Source organism: Bradyrhizobium sp. WYCCWR 13022, assembly GCF_030435535.1.
GTDB lineage: Bacteria > Pseudomonadota > Alphaproteobacteria > Rhizobiales > Xanthobacteraceae > Bradyrhizobium.
Genome location: NZ_JAUIZJ010000002.1, coordinates 1,542,114 through 1,557,652, shown reverse-complemented (window position 1 = coordinate 1,557,652; position 15,539 = coordinate 1,542,114). Strand labels below are relative to the sequence as shown.

14 protein-coding genes are annotated in these 15,539 nt (G+C 65.5%); 6 read left to right on the top strand and 8 right to left on the bottom strand.

The genetic code is table 11. The annotated features are described in order from the left end of the window. Positions 1-111: 111 nt before the first annotated feature. Both QY049_RS08515 and QY049_RS08510 read left to right on the top strand, forming a co-directional pair. A complete protein-coding gene (locus tag QY049_RS08515) occupies positions 112-657 on the top strand; it encodes a sigma-70 family RNA polymerase sigma factor (protein WP_194476839.1) in 546 nt (181 codons plus the stop codon). A gap of 2 nt (positions 658-659) precedes the next feature. Beyond that, complete coding sequence (locus tag QY049_RS08510) at positions 660-1,298, top strand: DUF1109 domain-containing protein (RefSeq protein WP_258762447.1); 639 nt, start codon at positions 660-662, stop codon at positions 1,296-1,298. Here the strand turns inward: QY049_RS08510 and QY049_RS08505 are convergent. Continuing rightward, positions 1,295-2,395: a DUF2336 domain-containing protein gene (locus QY049_RS08505; RefSeq protein WP_258762446.1), complete on the bottom strand. Its 1,101-nt coding sequence runs from the start codon at positions 2,393-2,395 to the stop codon at positions 1,295-1,297. The two genes, QY049_RS08510 and QY049_RS08505, sit on opposite strands and share 4 nt — an antisense overlap. A gap of 62 nt (positions 2,396-2,457) precedes the next feature. Further along, entirely contained in the window at positions 2,458-3,615 is a 1,158-nt protein-coding gene (locus QY049_RS08500) for a GGDEF domain-containing protein (protein ID WP_258762445.1), read from the bottom strand. Between the two features lie 440 nt (positions 3,616-4,055). On the opposite strand from QY049_RS08500, the gene QY049_RS08495 reads away from it, so the two are divergent. The 4 genes from QY049_RS08495 to QY049_RS08480 all read left to right on the top strand — a co-directional run bounded on the left by QY049_RS08495 (position 4,056) and on the right by QY049_RS08480 (position 8,104). Beyond that, entirely contained in the window at positions 4,056-4,625 is a 570-nt protein-coding gene (locus QY049_RS08495; protein ID WP_164938793.1) for a sigma-70 family RNA polymerase sigma factor, read from the top strand. Continuing rightward, the gene (locus QY049_RS08490; RefSeq protein ID WP_194476835.1) at positions 4,622-5,314 is read left to right on the top strand and encodes a hypothetical protein; all 693 of its coding nucleotides are present in this window, start codon (positions 4,622-4,624) and stop codon (positions 5,312-5,314) included. Before QY049_RS08495 ends, QY049_RS08490 begins: the two co-directional genes overlap by 4 nt. 16 nt (positions 5,315-5,330) lie before the next feature. Beyond that, positions 5,331-7,013, top strand: coding sequence for a S8 family serine peptidase (locus QY049_RS08485; RefSeq protein WP_258762444.1), 1,683 nt, complete (start codon positions 5,331-5,333; stop codon positions 7,011-7,013). A gap of 482 nt (positions 7,014-7,495) precedes the next feature. Further along, a complete protein-coding gene (locus QY049_RS08480) occupies positions 7,496-8,104 on the top strand; it encodes a TIGR03809 family protein (protein WP_194476833.1) in 609 nt (202 codons plus the stop codon). 20 nt (positions 8,105-8,124) lie between these two features. On the opposite strand, the gene QY049_RS08475 is transcribed toward QY049_RS08480, so the two are convergent. The 6 genes from QY049_RS08475 to scpA all read right to left on the bottom strand — a co-directional run bounded on the left by QY049_RS08475 (position 8,125) and on the right by scpA (position 15,525). Further along, complete coding sequence (locus QY049_RS08475; RefSeq protein ID WP_194476832.1) at positions 8,125-9,495, bottom strand: TIGR03808 family TAT-translocated repetitive protein; 1,371 nt, start codon at positions 9,493-9,495, stop codon at positions 8,125-8,127. Positions 9,496-9,588: 93 nt separating this feature from the next. Further along, the gene (locus QY049_RS08470) at positions 9,589-10,248 is read right to left on the bottom strand and encodes a pyroglutamyl-peptidase I (RefSeq protein WP_258762443.1); all 660 of its coding nucleotides are present in this window, start codon (positions 10,246-10,248) and stop codon (positions 9,589-9,591) included. Then, a complete protein-coding gene (gene meaB / locus QY049_RS08465; protein WP_258762442.1) occupies positions 10,245-11,234 on the bottom strand; it encodes a methylmalonyl Co-A mutase-associated GTPase MeaB in 990 nt (329 codons plus the stop codon). The genes QY049_RS08470 and meaB overlap by 4 nt, the downstream gene beginning before the upstream one ends. A 39-nt stretch (positions 11,235-11,273) precedes the next feature. Further along, complete coding sequence (locus QY049_RS08460) at positions 11,274-12,260, bottom strand: tripartite tricarboxylate transporter substrate binding protein (RefSeq protein ID WP_258762441.1); 987 nt, start codon at positions 12,258-12,260, stop codon at positions 11,274-11,276. Between the two features lie 117 nt (positions 12,261-12,377). Beyond that, on the bottom strand, positions 12,378-13,148 hold the full coding sequence (locus QY049_RS08455; RefSeq protein WP_258767007.1) for a DUF3298 and DUF4163 domain-containing protein: 771 nt from the start codon (positions 13,146-13,148) through the stop codon (positions 12,378-12,380). A 220-nt stretch (positions 13,149-13,368) separates the two neighbouring features. Continuing rightward, complete coding sequence (gene scpA, locus QY049_RS08450) at positions 13,369-15,525, bottom strand: methylmalonyl-CoA mutase (protein ID WP_258762440.1); 2,157 nt, start codon at positions 15,523-15,525, stop codon at positions 13,369-13,371. Between the last annotated feature and the right edge of the window lie 14 nt (positions 15,526-15,539).

Below are 15,539 nucleotides of genomic sequence, written 5' to 3'. Positions count from 1 at the left end.
TTCCTGCGGCTGCTTCGGGGAAGGTGCGATCTTGATCACGACTTCGTGATCGTTCGGGCCGGGTCGTAACAAATTGAAAGAGCGGCCGAATTGCAATGATGAGGGGCGCGCGTGCGCGGACGTGAGGACGAATGGACCGGCCTGATGCGGTCGGCCATGGCAGGCGATGATGCGGCGTATCATCGGCTGTTGAAGGCGGTCACGCCGGTGCTGCGCGCTGCCGCGAGGCGCGGCTTGGCGCGTGCCGGGCAGCCTCCCGATCAGGCCGAGGATATTGTGCAGGAGATTTTGTTGGCGGTGCATCTGAAGCGGCACACCTGGGACAGCGAAGCGCCCTTCGCCCCCTGGCTGTTTGCGATCGCCCGCAACAAGCTGATCGACGCGCTCAGGCGCCGCGGCCGGCGCGTGTTCGTCAACATCGACGATTTCGCCGAGACGCTGCCCGGCGAGACGCCGCAGGAGACGGCCTCGGCCGGCGAGGTCACGGCGCAGCTCAACACGCTGCCGCAGCGCCAGCGCGACGTGTTGCAGTCGATCGCGGTGGACAGCGCCTCGATCAAGGACACCGCGACGAAATTCTCGATGAGTGAAGGTGCGGTGCGCGTCGCGCTGCATCGGGGGCTTGCGGCCCTGACCGCCAAACTACGGGACCACTAGTCATGGACACCGATCAACTCATTCGCACGCTTGCAGCCGACAACGCCCACCGCGCCCCGCGCGTCGGCGCGCTGCTGACGACGGGGCTCCTGGTCGCGGCGCCGTTGTCGATCCTGGTTTTCGCGACGTTTCTCGGCGTCCGGCCGGACGTGATGAGCGCCATGCACAACCCGTTCTTCGACATGAAGTTCGCGGTTACGCTGTCGCTCGCGATTCCCGCGATCATCATCAGCCTGCACCTGTCGCGGCCCGAGGCATTGCTGCGCGGCTGGGGCTGGCTTCTGCTGCTGCCCGTGGGATTGCTTGCGGTCGCGATCGGCAGCGAGGCGATGATGGCGCCGGCCATGCCGATGACGATGCGGCTCGTCGGCAAGAATTCGCGGGCATGCCTGTCGGCGATTCCCGCGATGTCGCTGCCGCTTCTTGCGGGCGCGTTGTTCGGCCTGCGCCATGGCGCTCCGGCGCGTCCTGCGCTTGCCGGCGCGCTCGCCGGACTGCTCTCGGCCGGGCTCGCCGCCACGCTCTACGCCTCGCACTGCACCGACGACTCGCCGCTGTTCGTCGCGACCTGGTACACGATCGCGACCGCGTTCGTGACGGCGATCGGCGCGGCGGTTGGGTCGAGAGTATTGAGATATTAAGCCGCGGACGTCGTGCTCTGCATGCGCTGGAAGCGCAGCACCTGCTGGGCGGTGGAACTGCGCAGGGCCTCGTAGGTATCGCGCAGCGACAGCATGTCGGTCTGCGTGCCGCCCGAGAGCTTTTCGCGCATGGCAACGATCGCGCGCACGCTCGACCATTGCATCCCGGCGACCTTGGCGAGGATCATCACGCCCTCGGTGCGGCTCTCGATCATCATGTTCTCGGCGATGTCGACCGAAACGCCGGCAAGGGCCGCGAGCCCCGCATTGGTCTCGTCGAACTTGCCCTGTTCGGCGAAGGCTGCGACCTGGAATTCGTTGAGACGGCCGTCGTCGTGGAGTGACTTCACCAACGCGCGCGCCATCTCGGTCTGCCGGCTCATGGCGGCGGCGCGGACCCGCTGTGCCGCTTCCTGGACCACGCTGGACACTTCGTCGGCGAGTTCGGGATGGGCGGCTTCCAGTTTCCTGCGCACGCTGAGGGATGCCTTGGCGACCAGTTTCAGATAGTGATGGCGCGGCAGGTCGGGCCGCAGGCCGATGCAGGCCGCAAGATCGTCATCGCGCTCGGCGCGGGCGACGAGATCGGTGAGGCTGCCCTCGGAGAGCTTCGCACCGGGATTGCTGACGGTCGACTGCACCACGTCTTCGTTGCCGCGCGACACCAGCACGTCGGTCAGCGCTTCCGACAGCACCCGTCGAAGCGAGATCGCCTTGAGATGGGCCTGGCTCTTGCTGCGTGCGATCTCGATCAGGGTCGTCTCGTCGAGCCGCTCGGACTTCGACAGCACGGGACCCGCGACCTCGATGACGTCGTCGAGCGCGAGCGTGCGGATGATTCGGGGCGGGGCGGCTCCGATCGGCGCGAGCCGGTCGGCGAGCAACGCTTTCGCCGAAGTCTCGATCTGCTCGATCAGGCATTGGAAGACGTCGTCGAAGACCCGGATGTGGTCGTCGGAGTAGTCGACCGCATTGCCCACGAAGAGGTCGGTGACGCGGCGCAGCGTCTCGACCCGGCGGGCGACGGTGCCGTGCGCGAGTGCCGATTGCAATTCGTCGAGGATGTTCTCGGATGATTTAACGGATTTGGATGTCATGGCCCTGTCCTGGAGCGTTCGGTCCGGCGATGCCTTCTCATCTGCCGGCATAAATGGATTGGTCAGCTCGTAGCAATGCGGTTGCGCCCTTGCGCCTTGGCGGAATAGAGCGCGCAGTCGGCGCGCGCGAGGAACGTGTCGGCAGTATCAACGTCACGCAGCGTCACGACGCCGGCGGAAATGGTCACGCTCATGCCGGGCGAGAATGCGCCCCAGTCGAGCTCGGCGACGATGCTGCGCAGCCGGTCGAGCATGCGCGATGCAGCCTCGATTGCGGTGCCGGGCAGCAGCAGCAGAAACTCCTCGCCGCCATAGCGGCCGAAGCGGTCGTCGGGCCGGATGTTGGCGAAGATGGTGATGGCGAAGGTCCGCAGCACCTCGTCGCCGACGGGATGTCCGTAGGCGTCGTTGATCCGCTTGAACCAGTCGAGGTCGATCAGCGCGATCGCGCACGGTGCGGCAGTCTGCCGCGACTTTTCGATCTCCGCGTCGAGCAGCCGCATGATGCAGCGGCGGTTGTAGGAGCCGGTCAGCTCGTCGAGCTCGGCGAGCTCCTCGATGCGCTGATAGGCGGCCTTCAGCTCGACGCTGCGCCGGTACAGGATCTTGCGCAGCGTGGCGCCGAACAGGCCGAGGAAGGCGCACTGGCCGATCACCAGCACGAAGCAGAGCATTGAGGCGGTCCGCTGGAGCCGCGTCGCAACCGGCATGCCGATCGGCAGGTCGGAGCCGAGGAACACGGCCGCGAGCGCGAGCGTCGCGAGCGCCCAGGTGAGCATCGCCTGTTCCGGGATCATGCGCAGCGTGCCGAAGGCGAAGATCAGGAACAGCACGCTGATGAAGGCAATCCCGATCGTCGGCACCGACACCAGGAAGATGAATTGCAGCGCCATATGCGCCGAGATCTGGAAGACCGTGAGGTAATGGTCGGTGTGCTGGTCGCCGACGCCGGCCTCCGACATGACCACGAAGATGCCGATGATCAGGAGGCCGCCGACCCAGAACAGCGACGGAACGTCGAAATGAACGGCGCCGTCATAGGCATAGAGCAACAGGACGAAGGCGCCGAGCGAGTAGCTGGCGGCCTGGCCGACATACATCTGTCGGCGCTGCCGGATCCGGCGCGCCAGCGCCGCGGGTGCCGCCGCCTCGGGCGCGAGGACGAGATCCGCGACTTCAGCGGCATTCCTTTCCGGAATGGACGTCGCGGCCGTGCTCATGGTCCCGCCAATGGTGGATGTCAGCCGAAAAAATCTACGTGGTAAGCCTTTAGGTTTGGTATCCTTTTGCATCGAATCCGGGGGGCGCCGCGCGCGGGTGAGGGGCTTCGTACGGCGCGGAGTATGGCAGTCAGTTAGGCATCGCAGGCGATATCGCGGACCAAATCCGGCGCCGAGCGACATAAGGTGCACAGGGCCGTGTCATGAACCCGGCTCGATCGGGCCGTCTGTGCCGGCCAACGGCAGTCCGTAAGAGAGTGTTCCCGTATTATGTTACCGTTCTGGAGCGAAGCCGCCAACCGCCACGGGTGCGACAAGGAAGCTGCGCGCATGTGGGGTAGTTCACACGGATCCCCGTATGACTGCGGTAGGTTGAAGAATTTCACCTCTCCCGTCGAACCCTGCGCCCCATCGATCCGACCAATCTTGCGAGACGGGCTTTGAGCGTGACACAGGCGGCTACGGACGAGGTCCTCATCGCCAGGATCGCCCAAGGTGACCGGCTCGCCATGCAGGTGTTGTACGGGCGGCACCATGTCAGGGTGTACAGGTTCGGGCTGAGGCTCGTGCGGGACGAGCAGACGGCGGAAGACCTCATCAGCGAGGTGTTTCTCGACGTCTGGCGTCAGGCCGGAAAATTCGAGGGCCGGTCCGCGGTTTCCACCTGGCTTTTGGCGATCACCCGATTCAAGGCCCTGTCCGCGCTTCGGCGCAGGAAGGATTTTGAGTTGGACGACGAAGCCGCGAACGCGATCGAGGATTCATCCGACGATCCGGAAACGGTGGTGCAGAAGAAGGATACCAGTGAAGCGTTGCGGGAGTGTCTGACGGGCCTCTCGCCGGACCATCGGGAAATCGTCGACCTCGTCTACTACCACGAGAAATCGGTGGAAGAGGTGGCTGAGATCGTCGGGATCCCGGAGAATACGGTGAAGACGCGCTTGTTCTATGCGCGCAAGAAATTGGCCGAACTGCTGAAGGCAGCCGGCATTGAGCGAGGCTGGCCATGATGGCGTTGAGCAAGAAGATGCTGGAGCAAGAGCCCAGTGAGATCGAGATGCTGCTGCCCTGGCACGCCGCCGGCACGCTGAACGCGCGCGATGTCCGCCGCGTCGAGGAAGCGCTTGCGAGCGATCCGGAACTCGCCAGGCAATATGCGGCGATCCGCGGCGAGTACGAAGAGACAATCCATCTGAACGAGAGCCTGGGTGCTCCCTCGGCACGTGCGATGCAGAAGCTGTTCGCCGCGATCGACGCCGAGCCGGCGCGGGCGACCGGTTCGCTGCCGCTGTCGGCGCGCATCGCCACGTTCTTCGCCAGCCTGTCGCCGCGCACGCTTGCCTGGTCGGCGAGCCTGGGTGCCATCGCATTGCTGCTCCAGGCCGGCATCATCGGCGCCGTGCTGATGAAGACCCAGCCTGCGACCTTCCAGACCGCATCGCTCTCGACCGGCGCGCCGATCACGCGCGAACTGGGCGCCGTCGCTCCGTCGCGGGCGCTGGTGCGCTTCACGCCCGAGGCGCGCGTCGCCGACATCACCGCGCTGCTCGACAGCTACCAGGCTTCGATCATCGGCGATGCCAAGGGCGGCATGTTCCGCCTCCAGTTCGACAAGGCGATGAGCCAGGACGAACTGACCGCGCTGCTCGGCAGGATGCAGCGCGAGAAGGTCGTCAACCTCGCCGTGGCGGCGCCTTAAACGCGCCTTCGCACCCATGATGCGCAAATCCGGGAGTCAGTTGCGGATCGGAGCCTATGCTTCCTCGGTTGGAGTTGCGCTCCTGCTCGCCGCCTGTCTCGGCATCGAGGTGGCGCACGCCCAGGCGATCATGCGCACGCCGACGATCAGCGTTCCCTCGCGCGTACCGACGATCTCTCCGAATGTTGCGGCCAGGGTGATGAGTGTCGACCACGGTCCGCGCGTGGCGCCGACGACGCCGCATATTTCGGCGCGGATGGCGCCGAACCCGGTGTTGCCCTATGCGCACTATTCGCCGAACCTCTACCCGGCCTGCTCCGCGCCTTATCGCGATGCCGATGGCGAGTGCCTTGCACAGCCGAGCGGAGGCGGCGGGGGGGCCGGCAAATCGGCCAAGAAGAGCACTGGCAAGGGGCGGGGCAACAATACGCCTGTCGGTGTCGTCTCGCGCACCTACGCCAACGAATTCGTGGCCGAAATCGACAGCGCGCTGTCGCTGACCGAGGCCGATGAACTCGCGCGGCGTCATGGGCTCGCGCGAATTGCATCGGAGAATTTTCCGCTGATCGGGGCTACGGTTGGCCTGTTCCGCATCACGGACGGCCGGCCATATGAGACGGTGCGGCGCGAATTCGCCGCCGACGGGAGCGTGCGCTCGCTTCAGCCGAACTTCCGCTACGTGCTCCAGGATCAGAAGCCGTCGGTGCCGACCGAGGGCGATCCGGCGCAATACGCGCTGTCGAAGCTGCGTCTGCCCCAGGCGCATACGCTGGCGCACGGCGCCAATGTCACGGTTGCCGTGATCGATTCCGGCATCGACGCCAAACATCCCGAACTCGCCAACTCCATTGCCGACAATTTCGACGCGCTGGGCAGCAGCGAGGGCGCCCATGTCCATGGCACCGGTATTGCGGGGGCCATCGTGGCGCATGCGAGGCTGATGGGCAGCGCGCCGGAGGCGCGCATCATCGCCATCAGGGCCTTCGGCGGCACCGGCGGCAGCGCTGAGAGCTCGTCCTACATCATCCTGCGCTCGCTCAATTATGCCGCCGAGCACGGCGCCCAGATCGTCAATATGAGCTTTGCAGGTCCCAAGGACGCGGTGATCGAGCGCGCGATCGCGGCGAGCGCCGAGCGCGGGCTTGTGCTGATAGCAGCCGCCGGCAATGCCGGTGCGAAATCGCCGCCGCTCTATCCTGCGGCCAATCCCAACGTGATCGCGGTGAGCGCGACTGACCAGCAGGACAAGCTGTTCACGGCATCGAACCGCGGCAATTACATCGCGCTGGCGGCGCCCGGCGTCGACATCTTCCTGCCGGCGCCTGACGGTAAGTACCAGATGACATCAGGCACCTCCTTCTCGGCGGCCTATGTCTCCGGCGTCGCGGCACTGCTACTGGAGCGCAACTACACGCTCAAGCCGGAAGCGTTGCGGATGACGCTGGCTAAGACCGCCCGCGATCTCGGTTCACCCGGGCGCGATGATCTCTACGGCGACGGCGAGGCCGATGCATTTGCCGCGGTCATGGCCGTTCCGGTCGACAGCACGACGCCGGTCGCTGCTGCCGGTACAACTAAACGTGAAGATGCCGGCAAGCGTCGCGACGACCCCGGCATCCGCGCGATCGCGCAGCCCTCGCTGTCGAGCGCCGACGATAAATCCACGATTTCTCAGGTGGATAGACCGGCGTCGCGCTAGCGCCTGCGACAACTTTGCGCGCCGGCCAAATGTCAAAAATTCGAACGCCGCTTTTGAACGTCCAGCCCGCTGCCACGACCAATCTATGTGGGAGCGGTCATCCCTCCCCATCAGTCATATCAGGCGCGAGCGCCCATCCACCCCAAGCGCCCATATGGCTCGACCCGTCCGGTTGTCCCCCCGGACGGGTCTTTTCTTTTGGGCATCCGATTTCTTGAAGCGCAATGCGAGATCAGCTTGCGGTTGAGCCCGCGGACGCGCCTCGTCGTTGCGAGGCCGCACCGGCACGCGGCAAGCCCGCTATGCTTGCGCGAAGCTTGACTCTGAAATCCCTGAAAACTCCGCACGACTACGGTCTTTGATGACGACGGCCGTGTCGTTGCTGGACAAGTCAAAACTTTTCCACAAAATATTCACGTCGCGTCTAAATTGATTCGTGTGCGTTGCGTCGCGTCCGTATTCTTCTCAAGACGGGCTGATTCATGACACATCGCAATGGGGTTGGCCAAGAAGTTGGCCAAGGCGCGGCCACCCGCGAAATTGCGGCGCGCTGGTGCGCTCTCGCCGAACAGCGGCTGGAGCATCTCTCCGAAATGTTCGAGACCGGCCGCTGGCGCCGGTATCACTCGGAGCTCGCATTTCTCGAAAACATCCAGGAAGCCAAGCGCGCGGTCCAGACCTGGCGCGCGCTGGCGAGTGGCGGGGATGTCGCCGCGGCCGCCGCCAGTGTGACCTCCGCATTCGGCTGGTCGCCGGCGACGATGCCGCGCGTGTTTCCGCGCGAGCAGGTTCAGACCGTTCAGCCAAAAGCCGTGCACATCGCACCCGAGACCGCCGTCCCGGTCAGGCTCGAGCCCACGCTGGACGTGCTTGCCGAAGTCCTCGATGCGCCGATTGCACCGGTTGTTCAGGGGGCGCCGGCGGCACCGCCTGCGCCAGCCGCTCTGGCTGCGCCGTCGATCGCATCGTTCCTCCAGACCTTCTCGCCACCCGCCGATGAAATCGTCGCGGCCCCCGAGCGCGTGGTCGAATTCACCTTCAGCCTCGATGGCATCGAAGCGAAGTACCCCTTGCTGCGGAATACGTTCTAGCGCAAGGCCGGGCGTCCCGCCTACTGCCGCACCGCATTTCCGCCGATCACCACCTGCGCAAAGCGCTGCGCGCCGTCGGCCGACAGGTCTGAGGTCACGGCCCGTGCATGGTCGAGGCCGACCACGGCGCCGCGCGGGGTTTCCGAGATCATGTTGTTGTTGACGAGGGCGATGCCGGCGCCCGGCACGACAGAGACGCCGATGCCGGCGAGCGCCTTGCGGATCACGTTGCCCGTGATCGCGACGTCGCGCAGATATTTGCCCCAGCCGGCGACGATGCCGTAGGACGGCGCGTTCTCGATCACATTGCCTGTGACCGACGTGTCCGCCTCGATGTAGATGCCGACGCCGGCATCGTCGTCAGGTGCGGTGCCGATCGGCCGCTTCGGGATCAGATTGCGGATGATGTTGCCCTGGACCACCGCGATGCGGCCGCCTTCGTTGAAATTGCAGACGGAGACGCCGACGGCGGCGCCATCGACCGTGTTGTTGGCTATCACCGCGGCCTCGAACGAGAACTCGGAATAGAGCGCGACCTCGCGGACGTCGCTGACGCTGTTGCCCGATATGTGGATGTTGGAGGCCGAGTTGCCGCGCACCGCGGAGTAATCGCAATTCCTGATGCGGTTGCCGCGCACGATCACGTTGCCGGCGCGGAAGGCGTTGATGGCGTTGCCGTACTGGCCGGAGCCGCCGGGGCCGGCCTTGATGTCCTCGATGCGGTTGTCCGCGACGATGGTGCCGTCATCGCCGATCGCGGTGCGCAGGATCTCGATGCCGTTGTCGTTGGTGCCGACGATGGTGTTGCGGGACACGCTGAGTCCTCTCGCGTCGAACGAGACGACCGCCGTCACGGCGATGTTGGTAAGGATGTTGCCGGAGATGTCGCCTGACACCTGCTCGAGCCAGATGCCGCTGCCGCCGGAGCCGGTGATCTCGCAATCGGTTATACGGACGTCGCGGCCGCCGAGCACATGGACGAGCCCGCGCCGCGTCGGCAGCGGAATGCCGCCGCCGTCGAAGGTGAGGCCGGTGAGGCCGATTGAGTCAGAGCCGTCGCTTTGGATCGCCGAGGCTCCGCCGGTGAAGATGAGTTTGGTCGCACCGCGCACGCCGATCACCTGCGCGCCGTTCGGTAGCCGCAGCAGCCCGGCCCGGTAGAGCCCGGGCGGAAGCGCCAGCGGCATCTGTGCGCGCGCGGCTTCGTCGATCGCGCGCTGGAGAACGCGCGTCTGGTCCTCGCTGCTGCCGGGCCGCACGCCGTACTGGGTTGCGTCGCGGCCGAGCAGCGACGTCAGCGGCGCCGCGCGAGCGGCGTCCGAGGGCATGGCGAGCGCACCGGCGATGCCGGCAGTCGAGGCTCCGATGAGGTGACGGCGATTGAGGTTCATGGCGCGTCCTTCGGCGGACGCGGGGTGTCCGCGGAAGTTAGGTAGCGCAGGGCGGACGACGCCGTCGGGATTGTTCGCGGTAGGGTTAAATGTTTACCGCAAAGCGCGCGTGTTCCGCGCCTTCCTCGCCAAACCCACCATCTCCATCAGCATCGCTTCTCCCGCGTCCACCAGTTCCTCCAGCGTGATCCGCGGCGCGCCTTTGCGCCGCGCTGCACCGCTGCGCGCTAGCAGGGGAATGTGGATGAACGTCGCCAGCTTCGGTCCGCCAGCCCTGACGTTTTCGATCGCGCGCCAGCTCAGATAGTTGCAGAGATAGGCGCCGGCATCGCGCGAGGGCCGCGCGTCGATGCCGGTGAGGCGCGCGGCACGCAGCAGCCGTGCCGTGTGCGGGCCGAACGTCATCGCGTCGGCATGACCGGCGATGCCACGCTTGCTCGAACGGGTGTTGGCCGCATCGGGCCAGAGCATGGTGACGGCGTTGCGCGCGCGGCTCTCGATGCGCAGGTATGGTGTGCGCGCGGCGAGGCCGAACATCAAAAGCGCATCCGGCTTCACCTCCGCCAGAACGTCAGGCAATTGCCGGTCGACCGCAGCATAGGTCACCGGAAAGATATGGCGCGAGATCTCGACATCGTCGAGTGCCGGGCGGCGCAACAGCGCCAGTCGCGCGACCAGGGGTTGGGTCGGATTATGCGGCGCGCCGGGAAACGGACCGAAGCCGGTGAGGAGAATACGGAGCTTGTCGCTCATTGCAGCAACTCCAGGATCCGCTCGGCGGCGAGCGCCGGGGTGAGATGGCCGTCCGCCACCTCGGACTCGATCTTCCGTACCTTGGTGCGCACCGAGGCCTCGCTGCGCAGCCGCGACAGCATGCGCTGCTCCAACATCGACCACATCCATTTGACCTGCTGGTCACGCCGGCGGGCGGCGAATTCGCCGGATGCGTTCATCGCCTTGCGGTGATCCAGAACCTTCTGCCAGAGTTCCGCGATGCCGGTGCCGGTCAGCGCCGAATAGGTGATCACAGGCGGGTGCCAATGCTCGGAGCGGGGGCTGAGGATATGCAACGCGCCGCGATAGTCGGCGGCGGTGACGTTGGCGCGCTTGAGGTTGTCGCCGTCAGCCTTGTTGATCGCGATCATGTCGGCGAGCTCGACCAGACCCTTCTTGATGCCCTGCAGCTCGTCGCCACCGCCCGGCAGCATCAGTGCGAGAAAGAAATCGGTCATCTCGCAGACTGCCGTCTCGGACTGGCCGATGCCGACGGTCTCGACGAGCACGACGTCGAAGCCGGCGGCCTCGCACAGCAGCATCGCCTCGCGCGTCTTGGCCGCGACGCCGCCGAGCGTGCCCGAGGACGGCGAGGGACGGATGAAGGCCGCGTCCGACGCCGACAGCCGCGCCATCCGCGTCTTGTCGCCGAGGATCGAGCCGCCGCTGCGCGCCGAGGACGGATCGACCGCGAGCACGGCGACCTTGTTGCCCTGCTCGATCAGATAGGTGCCAAGCACGTCGATGGTGGTGGATTTGCCGACACCGGGCGCGCCCGTGATGCCGACGCGGACCGCCTTGCCGGTGTCCGGCAGCAGCATCTGCACGAGTTCGCGCGCCTGCGCCTGATGATCGCCACGCCGGCTCTCCACCAGCGTGATGGCGCGCGCAAGAGCCGCACGATGGCCGGCGCGGAGGTCGCGGGCGAGGGTCGTGATATCGAGCGAAGTCTTCTTCTCAACCATGCCCTGCTTTACAACGGCCGAAGCAGGCAGGCGAGGGCCTCAGGCTTTGGCAAATCCGGCGGCCTTCATGGCTTGCCCCATCTGGCGATCCGCCTGGTCCATAAAGGTTTCGAACTGACCGGCATCGCGCCAGACGGTGCCAAAGCCGCGTCCGGTCATGAATTCCTTGAATGCAGTGGAATCGTAAACCTTCTTCAGAGCCCCGGTCAGCCTGGTCGCGATATCAGGGGCAAGGCCCCTGGGGGCGCCGATGCCGCGCCATGAGCTGGTCGAATAGTCGACGCCGAGCGTCTCTTTCAGAGTCGGGACATCGGGGAAGCTCGGATTGCGCGCAAGCGCCATGACCGCCAGGCTGCGCGCCTGGTGAGCCTCGATGGTGGCGCGCGCCTCCGGCACCGAGCAGGTGGTGAGATCGAGGCTACCCGCGACGAGATCCTGCATGGCGGGTGCCGCGCCATTCGACGCCGACCATGCGACCTGGTTTGCCGGCAATCCCATCGCCTGCATCCAGCCGACGAGTGCGAGATGCCAGATGCCGCCTTGTCCGGTGCCCGAGGCCTTGAACCGTCCCGGCGCTGCCAGCTTGATGGCATCCATCAGCTCCTTCGCCGTCCTGTACGGCGAGGACGTCGAGACCTGGACGCCCGGTGGGTCTTCGTTCATCAGCGCCAGCGGCGTGAAGTTTCGCGGCGCCAACTGTGTCAGGGCCTGCCAATGCAGCATCGCGATTTCCACCGTCAGCATGCCGATGGTGTACCCGTCCGGCGCTGCGGCTGCGATCTCGGCATGGCCGGTGGCGCCGGACCCGCCGGTGCGATTGACGACGTTGAACGGTTGGCCGAGCTCTTTCTCCAGCAGCGTTGCGACGATGCGCGCGGTTGCATCAGAGCCGCCGCCCGCACCCCAGGGAACGATCAAGGTCACCGGCCGCGCCGGGTAGGCTTGCGCGCGTGCGGGCGTGAACAGTGCAGATGTGGCCGCGGCCACGGAAGAGACCGCGAAACTGCGGCGCGTGATTCGTCGCATCAATGATCCCGGCGGCGCCCTCGGGAATCGGGCTCGTACCAATGCAATATGCTACGCAGCTTTGCACGGACGTCGCAAGCGGCCGACCCGAGCAGCTATGAGCAACCGGTTCCCTCGCTATTGCTGCTCCTCAGCGTCGCCCTTTGGCCGCGCACCGCCGAAAATGCGGACCCCTTCCGGCGTCAGATAGGGCTTCAAAGTCTCCCACGGAACGAATGCGACATATTGGCCCTCGGCGTAGGGGCCGACCGCATAGGGCGGATAGTGGAAGGTCAGGCCGGAGCTCTTGCCTGTTTCGGTCGATGGCGCGAGCGTCACGGCGCCGATCTTGAGCAGGCTCGGTTTGAGCTCCTTGAACCATTCCTCTGTCGCGGTCTCGCTGCTGTCGCGCTTCTTCTTCTCGATCTTCAGCGATGCAATCACGGCCTTTACCATCGCCTTCATGGTCGCGCCGTTGTCGGCCGTCTCGGTGAAGAACGGGCGGATCGAGATGCGCTTATTCTCGGATCTATCCCACAGCACCGTGTTCACGTCCGAATTGGGATGGGCGCCGTGGGTATCCATGTAGTCGTCGCGCAGGAGGCTGACATAGCGGTCGGCAACGACGGAGCGGATCGTATATTTGCGCTCGAACTCCCAGCCGCCGTCCTTGAAGAATTGCGGATCCTGCTTGCGCGAAGCGGCGGCGTCGGCTGCGTTCTTGTCGAGCCACTTCTTTCCCTCGGCGAGGCAATCCGCCGCGAGCGGCACATCGGCCTTGATCTTGTCGTCGAGGAATACCCGTGCCTCGATGTTCTTGTTCTTGATGATTGCGTCGGGCTTGGGGTCGGCGGCGAGGGAGGGGGAGGCCAAGACGATCGTCGCGATGGCCGAAAGGATAACGAGCAACCCGGCCCGCACATTGGCACGATGATATGTCACTTCAATATCCATCAATTCTCTATCCGACCGCCGTCGCGGCGATGCCGTCGCGGCGCTCGAACGTCTGCATGAGCGTAATGACCGCAAGATGAACCGGCGCGGAATGCGCGGCGCGAACACTGGGACGTGAAGATTGGTCGCGGCAGCAAGCCCGCGGGTTTGATAGCGGGAGCGAGAGGTGGCGGAATTACTCCGCCGCCTCGCTATGCCCGAGCCGCGCATTCAGCTTCCGGATCAGCTCCTCGGCGGCCTCCGCAATCACCGTGCCCGGCGGGAAGATGGCTTCGGCGCCGGCGGCGTGGAGCGCGTCGTAGTCCTGCGGCGGCACCACGCCGCCGACGATGATCATGATGTCCTCGCGGCCCTGCTTCTTCAGCGCGGCCTTCAGTTCGGGCACCGCGGTGAGGTGGGCGGCGGCGAGCGAGGAGACGCCGAGGATGTGAACGTCGTTTTCGACCGCCTGTCGGGCGGCTTCGTCGGCGGTCGCAAACAGCGGCCCGATGTCGACGTCGAAGCCGATATCGGCAAAGGCAGACGCAATCACCTTCTGGCCGCGGTCATGGCCGTCCTGGCCGATCTTGGCCACCAGGATGCGCGGGCGGCGGCCTTCCGCCTCCTCGAAGGCGTCGATCAGCGCCTGAACCTTCTCGACCTGGTTGCCCATGCTGGACGCCTCCCGCTTGTAGACGCCGGTGATGGATTTGATCTCGGCGCGGTGCCGGCCGAACACTTTTTCCATCGCGTCCGAAATTTCGCCCACGGTCGCCTTGGCTCGCGCCGCGTCGATGGCGAGCGCGAGCAGATTGCCGTTGCCTTCCCCGGCCGAGCGCGTGATCGCAGCGAGTGCGGCGTCGACGTCCTTCTGGTTACGCTCGGACTTCAGCCGCGTCAGCTTGTCGATCTGCAGGCGCCGGACATTGGTGTTGTCGACCTTGAGGATGTCGATCGGCGTTTCGTCCGTCGGCTTGTACTTGTTGACGCCGATCACCGCCTGCTTGCCGGCGTCGATGCGGGCCTGGGTCTTCGCGGATGCCTCCTCGATGCGCAGCTTGGGCACGCCGGCCTCGATCGCCTTGGCCATGCCGCCGAGTTCCTCGACCTCCTGGATGTGGCTCCAGGCCTTCGCGGCGAGGTCGCGCGTGAGCCGCTCGACATAATAGGAGCCGCCCCAGGGATCGATGATGCGGGTGGTGCCGCTCTCCTGCTGGAGGAACAGCTGGGTGTTGCGGGCAATGCGCGCCGAGAAATCCGTCGGCAGCGCCAAGGCCTCATCCAGCGCATTGGTGTGAAGCGACTGGGTGTGGCCCTGCGTCGCCGCCATCGCTTCGACGGTCGTGCGCATCACGTTGTTGAAGACGTCCTGCGCGGTCAGCGACCAGCCGGAGGTCTGGCTATGCGTGCGCAGCGACAGCGAGCGCGGGTCTTTCGGATTGAACGGCTTCAGGAGCTTCGCCCAGAGCAGGCGCGCGGCGCGCAGCTTGGCGACCTCCATGAAGAAGTTCATGCCGATCGCCCAGAAGAACGACAGGCGCGGGGCGAAGCGGTCGACGTCGAGGCCTGCGGCAAGACCGGCGCGAAGATATTCGACGCCGTCGGCGAGCGTGTAGGCGAGCTCGAGATCCTGCGTCGCGCCGGCCTCCTGCATGTGATAGCCGGAGATCGAGATCGAATTGTACTTCGGCATCTTTTGCGAGGTGTAGGCGAAGATGTCCGAGATGATCCGCATCGAGGGCGCGGGCGGATAGATATAGGTGTTGCGCACCATGAACTCTTTCAGAATGTCGTTCTGAATGGTGCCCGACAGCTTTTCCGGTGCGACGCCCTGTTCGCCTGCGGCGGCGACATAGAGCGCTAGGATCGGCAGCACCGCGCCGTTCATGGTCATCGACACGCTCATCTGGTCGAGCGGGATGCCGGCGAACAGCGTGCGCATGTCGTAGATGGAATCGATGGCGACGCCGGCCATGCCGACGTCACCGCCGACGCGCGGATGATCTGAGTCATAGCCGCGATGGGTGGCGAGATCGAACGCGACCGAGAGGCCTTTCTGTCCGGCCGCGAGGTTGCGGCGGTAGAACGCGTTGGAATCCTCCGCCGTGGAAAAGCCGGCATATTGCCTGACGGTCCAGGGCTGGTTGACATACATGGTCGGGTAGGGGCCGCGCAGGTAAGGCGCGATGCCCGGATAGGTCTCGAGGAAATCGAGCCCGGCCAGATCAGCCTCGCCATAAGCGGGTTTCACCAGAATGCCCTCCGGCGTCAGCCACGGCTCGGCGCTGCCTGACGGTGCGGCGGTTGCCGCGCGCTCGAAGGCGACATCGGCGAAGTTCGGAATACGGCTCATGGCTTCAACCATAT